The organism is Microcystis sp. M079S1, assembly GCF_020246425.1.
GTDB lineage: Bacteria > Cyanobacteriota > Cyanobacteriia > Cyanobacteriales > Microcystaceae > Microcystis > Microcystis aeruginosa.
Map to the genome: position 1 here is coordinate 1 of NZ_JADBSZ010000006.1, position 7311 is coordinate 7311.

The window sequence follows — 7311 nt, forward strand, 5'->3', positions numbered from 1 at the left end:
GTGGGGTGTGGGGTTTTATCGATTTTCAGGTGGTCAACTAACTAATTTTCAGGGAAAAAGTACCTGAATTTTCCCCCGATCCCCGCAATGGCTGGCACTTTTTGAGGGGAAAAAAGTCCAAAAGTCTTATCCAACAAGGTTTTTAGATTTATTCAGCAAACCCTAGGTAGGCGTTAAAAATTGTCAGATCCCCCCGCCTATCGGCACCCCCCTTATCAAGGGGGGCAGGGGGGATCGAACCTAAAATCCATTTTTAAATTATAACCAGCTACTTAACTAACTGCTATAAACCCCCCCAAATTAATCGGGCTGCCCAAAAGGGAATTAACAAAAATAAAGCGATCAAATCAGCCCATCTTAACTTTAATTCGTGCCAGCGTACTTGATGCTGATTGGGACTGGTAAAACCGCGAACCTCCATAGCGATCGCTATTTGTTCGGCGCGCAAAAGCAAATTATCTAGTAATTTTTCCACTACTGTTAACCAGACGTTTAAACTTCTTTTAATCCCTAATTTTTGCCAATCGATCGCCCTAGTTCGCACTGACCTAGCTAGATTTTGCACTTCTTCTAAAACCAGGGGAATAAAGCGCAAAGAGAGGGTCAGAGTCAGAGAAATTTCCGTCACCGGCACATTAAATCGCCGTAAAGGACTCATTAAATTCTCTAAACCTTCGGTAATTTCTTCCGGGGCCGTCGTCAACAAAAAGAGATTAGTGCTATAAATTAAAGTAAAAACTAAGGTACTAATTCTCACCGCTAATTCCAAAGAACGTCGGGTAACAAATAAACGACCTCTATCCCATAAAACATACTGATAATCACTTGCTGGCGGTAAATTCAGCCCTTCATCCGGTAAACGCGGCTGAATACTCACCCCTAAACCATCGGGAGTGATAGCAGTAATCAGAAAGACGATAATCGCTAAAAATATCAGCCAGCCCATCTGTTGCCGCCAGACGCGGGGGGGAATAGGAGCTAACAGGGTTAAAAACATTAACAATCCCACCAAAGCTAAACGCCACCAAGGATTAGCTAATAAAGGTGCTGCTAAAAAAGCCATTAACCAGATAAATTTTACCCGCGCATCTAGTTGATGTAGTCGGGTAATCGGTTGATCGAGATAAAGACCGATGGGCAAACTTCGCAATAAATCCATAAATTAGACCTTGGTGGCTCTATTAACCGTTTTTTCCACTTCTCGCGCCGGTTTGCCGCGCCAGATTAAGCGGATCGGGGTTCCTTTAAAGCCTAACTGTTGCCGGAATTGCCCTTCGATGTAACGGCGATAGTTATCATTAAAGCGCTGGGGATCGTTAACGAAAAGGGCGATCGTGGGGGGTTGACTCGATACTTGCGTGCCATAGTATAGTTTCCCCTGTTTTCCGCCCCTGGTGGTGGGGGGATTGTGCCACTTAACCGCCTCTTCGATCACATCGTTGATTACCGAGGTACTGACGCGACGACGGTGAGATTCGGCGGCAATATCGACTAATTCGAGGATTTTGGTGACTCTTTGCCCCGTCATGGCGCTGACAAAGATCATTTCTGCCCAATCCATAAAATACAGCCGATCTTGGAGCATTTTGGTGTAAGTATTGATGGTGTAGGTGTCTTTCTCCACCGCATCCCATTTATTGACTACTAGCACCACCGCGCGCCCTTCTTCAATAATTCGTCCCGCTAATTTTAAATCCTGTTCGGTGACACCATCTAGCACATCGATGACGAATAGCACCACGTCAGACCGGCGAATTGCCTTAAAAGCACGGTTAATACTGAAAAATTCGGCTCCATAGTCCACATTCTTCTTACGGCGAATGCCAGCGGTGTCAATTAACCGATAAACCTGTCCTTCTCGTTCAATTAAAGTATCGATCGAGTCTCTGGTGGTTCCCGAAATCGGACTGACGATCGCCCGTTGTTGTCCAGTTAAAGCATTGAGGAGACTGGATTTACCCACGTTAGGACGACCGATAATTGCCACTTTAATTTCTTCATTTTCGGTAATTTCCGCCGCGGGTGGCAAATATTTAATCACCGCATCGAGTAGTTCTCCCGTACCAGAGCCGTGAATGGCCGAGATGGGGAAGGGTTCACCGATGGCTAATTCCCAGAATTCCGTCGCTTGCAGGATACCCTGTTCCACCGATTCACATTTATTGACGGCCAAAAGTATCGGGACATTTTGCTGTCGTAACCAAGCGGCAATTTCTCGATCGCCGGCGGTAATTCCCCCTTGCCCATCGACGACAAAAATCGCCACACTTGCCTCTGCTAGGGCGATTAAAGCCTGTTCGCGGATTAAAGGGAGAAATTCGCTGTCATCGTTAAAAACTAGCCCCCCTGTATCGACAATTTGAAAATCTCGATCGCACCAGAAAGCTGGTTGATAGGTGCGATCTCTGGTAATCCCGGGTTGATCGAAAACGATCGCCTGTTGATCTCCAGCGATACGATTGACGAGGGTGGATTTGCCCACATTGGGACGACCGATAATAGCGACGACAGGCAGTTTCATAAGAGGAGGAGGGGACGGAAATTAAAGACCCAATATTCTATCATAGCGATTTGCGATCGACCTTGGTTGATTTATCTGTTTCTGTTCGGCACTGAGACATTGAATACTTTAGTCTGTAGAACTTTGGTATACAAAAGACTAGAATTCAGGTTATGCAATCTGGTCAACTAGAGCAAATTTTAGGACGAGAGCTACAGCGTTATCGCCAAGAAAAAGGGTGGTCGCAAGAGTATTTGGCGGAAGTAACAGGTCTGCATAGAACTTACATCAGTCAACTAGAGCGAGGATTAAAAAGTCCATCGGTGAGAGTGCTTAGTCATATTACTAATGCTTTAGGTCTGAGGATGAGTGAATTTTTGTATTCCGTAGAGGAATCCCTAAGTGTTAACGAACGACGAGACTAAAAGACTAAAGCAGGCCATTCTAGCCGCAATTGCCTCACCATTGATTGGCTCGATCGAGGATTATAGCTGGGAAGCAATTTTTCATTATATCAAGAATATTCCTTTATCCGATCCTGCCCTAGGCAGAAGCAAACTACTCTACGATGCAGTGGACAGTAAAACTGCCAGTGGTTGGTCGCTAAAATCTCTACAACTGAATAGTTTAACTACAGATAATACCTTTTTGTTCGTAATTCAACGAGCAGATATTATCAAAAAAGCCATTCAACTTGGGGTTCCCTCTTTGAATCTGCAATCTTCCCCCGCACAACTGGGAACCGCTATTATTCAACACTGGAACGAGAAGATTCGCTCCAGTCAAACTGCTCAAAATGTCATCAACAGCTATGAGGGAATATTGCTAAAAAACCGAGAGGGCAATGAATATGTTTACTGTGAATACCCCCTTAATCCTCTTGATCCTAATGTTTTTTCTTGGGCATGGGCAATAGATAAAAAAACTGGGGGAGTAGGGGCAGGTTTACAGGGAAGCATCGCTGGCAAAACTCAGTTAGTTTGGTACAAAAATCAGAAACAGTTGTTTAGAAGCAGAACAATCCCCGCTGCCGCTATTCGTCTGAGAATTGAGAGAACTCGTCTGACAATAGATCGATATGTGGAGACAATTTTTGCAGCGCTACAAACCCAAACTAATACTCAAGATTTTGTCCCATAGAGTCTGCTACCACTTTGCCTAACAGTGGTGGCACAGATTCTCCAATTTGAGAGGCCATATCAGTATAAGTCCCTAAAAAGTGAAAATGATCGGGATAAGAATGTAATCTTGCTGCTTCACGAATTGTGATTGTCCGATTCTGGGTCGGATGAAAAAATCTGCCAGAACCGGGATGAAAAAACCACCTTGTAATTGTTCTTGCTGGTTTATCCCAAGAAAGTCGACCATAGGCCCCGCTATAGTGTTTTTTCGGTGCTAATTCAGCAGGTAAATCTCTCGCATCTTGTCCTTCCGCCAGAATTTGCACTCTTGACATTTGAATTGGTGTTAAAGCACGGGCAATATGATTAACAATTTTTTGACTTTGCTCACGCATCTTCTGTTGATATATGGTCTCGGGTTCCCTAGTATAAATTTCGTGATCATAAGCTTGTCCTGCTTCTAAAGTAGGTAAATCACTAATGGCATCTTTAACAGTAGTAACTGGGGCAATATTTGGTTCTAGTAAAGTAAGCTGTGTCCAAGATTTTACAGCTTTATAATCACTTCTGATATCACCAGAATGAGTTGCTTGGGGAAGGGATGGTAAACGCTCTAGACTAGCTAAAAAAAAGGCTCTTGAGCGAGTTTGTGGCACTCCATAATAAGCGGCGTTTAGGGAAGTAGTAACTACTTGATAACCCCAAGATTCTAAATGTGCTACAATTTCATCTCTGATGATACCGCCATAAGCTTTCAAAATTTCAGGAACATTTTCCATGACTACATGAAGAGGACGAAACTCTTGAACAAATCCTAAGAAAGACTTATATAAATGATTGCGAGAATCATTAAGATAGCGATACCCAGCTGGGATATTTCGTGAAAATCCTTGACAGGGTGGACCCCCGATAAGGGCGGTTAATTCTTCTCTTTGTAAACCTAAGTATAAGCGCAGTTCTGATGGATTAACTTTGCGGATGTCTTCCTGAAAAGTGCGTGTTTTAGGATAATTATGTTGATAGGTTGCTAATGCTTTCGCATTTACATCAATTGCACAGATAGATTCAAACCCGGCTAAATGAAATCCCGTGGTCAATCCGCCCGCACCAGAAAATAAGTCGATAATTTGTTGTTTCATGGTTGAATACTATCGTATTCGGAGCCTCTTGTCAACTAAATATCCTAGCGATGATAGCGACGACAGGCAGTTTCATAAGAGGAGGAGGGGACGGAAATTAAAGACCCGATATTCTATCATAGCGATTTGCGATCGACCTTGGTTGATCGATCGTGTTTCTGTTCGCTGGGAAACGTTTAGGCAGCCAATAAGGCTGAAATGCCTGAAATCAGCACCTAGTAAGGTCTTTAGCCCCCGCGACCAACCTGATTGCTGAGAAGGGAGAAAAAGCTGACGGCTAAAATAACTGATCACTGCCTTTTTCTAGGATTGAGAATCAGAATCCACCTCTGTCTTCACTTCGGGGACAATATCGGGTCTTTGGGCATCTTCCCAACCGACCGGGCGTTTAGAATTGTACCAAGCGATCGAACCGATGGTGACAGCAGCGAGAAAACCGACCACATAAACTGCCACAAAATAAACGGGGAATTTGCCACTGGCCACTTCTAGGAGTAGATACATAATTTTTTCACGATTAAGCTTTTAATTTGTATATCTTAACAGAATCGGCCCCCTCATCCCTATTCTCGATCGCTACTGGTCCACCAACCGGAAGGCAGCCAAATACCGCCATGAAAAGCTATTTTTGCCGGTGTCATCATATATCCCCAAGCTTCGCCGATTAATTCTCGCTCTAGATTATAAATAGGAATTCTGCGACGCTGATACTCGTTTTCTTCTGGATCTCTGCCGGGTTGATAATCTTCCAAACCATCCAAAAGCCCAATATCATAATCTGCGTTAAAAGTCAATAAAATTCCCTTCACCCAGCCATCCCCCTCGGTCAGTCCGGGATAACCGAGGGCGGTAAGATGGTATAAATGCCCCTTTGTGTAGGCGGTTTTAGAGTTGATCACTTTTCCTGCACAGTAGGCAGAATAGTTACTCTCCTTAGGTTTCAGTGTTCCATAAACAAAGACTTCCATCATCGGTCCAATTGTGCCGCTACTCCTCCTAATAGGATATCGCGAACAAATTGACTGGCTAAAAGTTCGTGGGGAAAACCGAGGGAAATGGCACTGATATTATCGAGTCGTTGCAGTTGTTCCCCAGTCAGGTTAAAATCCACACAGGCTAAATTATCCTGCAATTGGGACAATTTTCGAGCGCCAATGATAGGAATTACGGCGTTAGGTCGATTTCTTAGCCAATTTAATGCCACTTGTGCCGGTGATTTCTCAATTTCTCTGGCTATCTCTAGGACAGTCTCAGTAATTTTCAGATCGCGATCAAAAATTTGAAAAGGTTGGTCGGTCATGCTTAAACGACCATCGACGGGATTGGGTTGATTATATTTTCCCGTTAAAACTCCTCCTCCCAGGGGACTCCAAGCTGTCACCCCGATATTTAATGCTTTGGCCATGGGCAATAATTCCCGTTCGGGGGTGCGTTCTTTGAGAGAATATTCTATTTGTAGTCCGATAAAGGGTGTCCATCCCCGTAGGGTGGCCAGGGTGTTCGCTTGGGAGACAATCCAAGCAGGACTGTCAGAAATGCCGATATAAAGGACTTTTCCCATCCTGACCAAATCATCGAAAGCGCGCATCACTTCTTCGATAGGAGTGAGAGAGTCCCAAAGATGAAGCCAGAGTAAATCGATGTAATCAGTACCTAAACGCTTTAAACTAGCCTCTACCGCTTGAAAGAGGTTTTTTCGATGATTTCCGCAGGCATTGACATCGCCGGGGCGGGTGTTGAGAGAATATTTCGTGGCGATTACCCATTTTTCTCGATCGCCCTTGACAAATTCCCCCACTAATGTTTCACTGGTTCCGTTAGTGTAGAGATTAGCGGTATCGAGAAAATTGCCGCCCGCTTCCGCAAAAGCCCGAAAAACTGCCCGACTTTCCTCTTTATCCGACCCCCAACCCCAATCTTCCCCGAATGTCATCGTTCCTAGACATAGTTCGGAAACTCGCAGACCACTATTACCTAAAAGTTTGTAACGCATAATTAACTAAAATTTTGAATAAGAAGTTAATTATAATTGAATTTGATCAACATTTTTCTTACAGCATCCAGTCTTTTTTGTCAAGTACATTTGAGACAATTTTCATAAGCTAACCCGGGCCTCATTGGTTATACTAAATCCTGTTTAGAAGGTATAGGGGAGCGGGGAGCAGGCTTTTTAAACTTAGATTGGGAGTTAATCATGCTATTAAAAGCGGATTTGGTGTTAATCATTGTTTGGGAGCATCTCAGTTCTGCGATGAGTATAAACACTTAGGAAAAACCAGCGATCAGCAAAATTTGGTTTTGCAAGTGAAAAGAAATAGTGTACAATGACGAGAGACTAAAACTCAAAATCATCTCAATTAAGGAATAATTCAATGTGATCAGAAAATGAAAAAAGAATTAAAGAGTTATGTCAAGAGTTAGGGCAATGTCTTTATGAACAATCCCAAGTTGATAAATTTAATAACTTGGCAGAGATAGAGGAGACAGTCAGAGATTTAATGATTCAGTATGTCAACCCAGAAATAGGTGTTTTTTTGTCAAAACAAGCACA

8 protein-coding genes and 1 pseudogene are annotated in these 7311 nt (G+C 43.5%); 3 read left to right on the top strand and 6 right to left on the bottom strand.

What is annotated here, in order from left to right; all coding sequences use genetic code 11:
• Window positions 1-283: 283 nt before the first annotated feature.
• Both IM456_RS00300 and der read right to left on the bottom strand, forming a co-directional pair.
• Window positions 284-1159, bottom strand: a complete 876-nt coding sequence (locus IM456_RS00300) for an energy-coupling factor transporter transmembrane component T family protein (protein WP_149988325.1) — start codon at window positions 1157-1159, stop codon at window positions 284-286.
• Between the two features lie 3 nt (window positions 1160-1162).
• Window positions 1163-2521 carry a ribosome biogenesis GTPase Der gene (der, locus tag IM456_RS00305; protein ID WP_149988324.1) on the bottom strand — a complete coding sequence of 453 codons (1359 nt, stop codon included), beginning with the start codon at window positions 2519-2521 and terminating at the stop codon, window positions 1163-1165.
• 152 nt (window positions 2522-2673) lie between these two features.
• Between der and IM456_RS00310 the strand changes: the two genes are divergently transcribed.
• Window positions 2674-2925, top strand: coding sequence for a helix-turn-helix domain-containing protein (locus tag IM456_RS00310; protein WP_002761350.1), 252 nt, complete (start codon window positions 2674-2676; stop codon window positions 2923-2925).
• Complete coding sequence (locus tag IM456_RS00315) at window positions 2903-3640, top strand: hypothetical protein (RefSeq protein WP_002761349.1); 738 nt, start codon at window positions 2903-2905, stop codon at window positions 3638-3640. The genes IM456_RS00310 and IM456_RS00315 overlap by 23 nt, the downstream gene beginning before the upstream one ends.
• Here IM456_RS00315 and IM456_RS00320 read toward each other — a convergent pair.
• From IM456_RS00320 to IM456_RS00335, 4 genes are all read right to left on the bottom strand, one after another.
• Complete coding sequence (locus IM456_RS00320) at window positions 3615-4760, bottom strand: DNA cytosine methyltransferase (protein WP_125731333.1); 1146 nt, start codon at window positions 4758-4760, stop codon at window positions 3615-3617. The two genes, IM456_RS00315 and IM456_RS00320, sit on opposite strands and share 26 nt — an antisense overlap.
• A 303-nt stretch (window positions 4761-5063) precedes the next feature.
• Window positions 5064-5264 carry a photosystem II assembly protein Psb35 gene (psb35, locus tag IM456_RS00325; protein WP_002761344.1) on the bottom strand — a complete coding sequence of 67 codons (201 nt, stop codon included), beginning with the start codon at window positions 5262-5264 and terminating at the stop codon, window positions 5064-5066.
• 59 nt (window positions 5265-5323) lie between these two features.
• Window positions 5324-5731, bottom strand: a complete 408-nt coding sequence (locus IM456_RS00330) for a gamma-glutamylcyclotransferase family protein (protein ID WP_287693278.1) — start codon at window positions 5729-5731, stop codon at window positions 5324-5326.
• Window positions 5728-6753, bottom strand: coding sequence for an aldo/keto reductase (locus IM456_RS00335; protein WP_287693279.1), 1026 nt, complete (start codon window positions 6751-6753; stop codon window positions 5728-5730). The genes IM456_RS00330 and IM456_RS00335 overlap by 4 nt, the downstream gene beginning before the upstream one ends.
• 403 nt (window positions 6754-7156) lie before the next feature.
• Here IM456_RS00335 and IM456_RS00340 point away from each other — a divergent pair.
• Window positions 7157-7311: pseudogene (locus IM456_RS00340) on the top strand (ISKra4 family transposase); the annotation flags it as partial.